This is a genomic window from Mycobacterium sp. E1747, from assembly GCF_001667775.1.
GTDB lineage: Bacteria > Actinomycetota > Actinomycetes > Mycobacteriales > Mycobacteriaceae > Mycobacterium.
This window is the reverse complement of record NZ_LZJI01000036.1, coordinates 1-855: the sequence shown is the minus strand read 5'-3', so window position 1 is coordinate 855 and position 855 is coordinate 1. Positions and strand designations below refer to the sequence as shown.

Genomic DNA, 855 nt, shown 5'->3' with positions numbered 1-855 from the left:
TGAACACAGCCGATTCGGCGAAGCCCATCAGATCGGGCGGGACCGCGATACGCACGTGGTGCCCTCGCCGCTGCAGTTCGGACCCGACCACAACCGACGGCTCGACATCACCTCGAGTTCCGTAGCTTGCCAGCACAAATCTCAGTGCGGGCGGTTCGACGTAGCCGCACGCCGCATCACGGTCAGTCACCTTGTCCCTTCCTACCATTTGCGGTAGTGCGAGAGCCTAGACATGAAGGCCGCAGGTGGCCAGCGGCGAGTATTCCTAAGAGCCTGAACAGCCGCGCGCATCCGGTTATGCTGCGGTCGTCTGAACCGGGGACGTTGCGCGGCCGCTCCAAATCCGACCATGCGCCAGGGGAACTGGAAGGGTGAAGATCCGCGATGAAATTTGTGCTGGCGAATTGGGGCACGCGCGGCGAGGTCGAACCCTACCTGACTGTCGGGCGTGAGCTGGTGCGGCGGGGACACGACGTGACGATGGCTGTCGCTCCCGAGATGGTCGACTTCGTCGAGTCGGTCGGACCGGCCGGCGTCGCGTATGGGCCGGAATTGAAGGCCGTCCTCGACCCGCACCGCGACTACTGGACTTACTGGTTCGAGAACCCTTGGAAGGTTCGGAAGCTCGACCGGATGTGGCGGGAAGTCGTGGAACCCCTCACCCTGTGCCGAGCGGAGGTCAGCAGGACGCTGACGTCCTTGGCAGACGGGGCCGCCCTGCTGCTCACCGGCATGAATTATGAAGACACGGCCGCGAACGTCGCGGAATACTGCGGGATTCCGCTGGCCACGCTGCATCACTTCCCCTGGCGGACCAACGGGGCGATCGTGCCCTTCCTGCCCGCGCCCGTGGGT

2 protein-coding genes are annotated in these 855 nt (G+C 64.6%); one reads left to right on the top strand and one right to left on the bottom strand.

The window, feature by feature from the left end:
* On the bottom strand, positions 1–145 hold a 145-nt coding region (locus tag A5695_RS28235; protein WP_197515338.1), incomplete at its 3' end, for a glycosyltransferase.
* 239 nt (positions 146–384) lie between these two features.
* On the opposite strand from A5695_RS28235, the gene A5695_RS02680 reads away from it, so the two are divergent.
* Positions 385–855: glycosyltransferase (locus A5695_RS02680; protein ID WP_197515322.1), on the top strand; the 471-nt coding region annotated here is incomplete at its 3' end.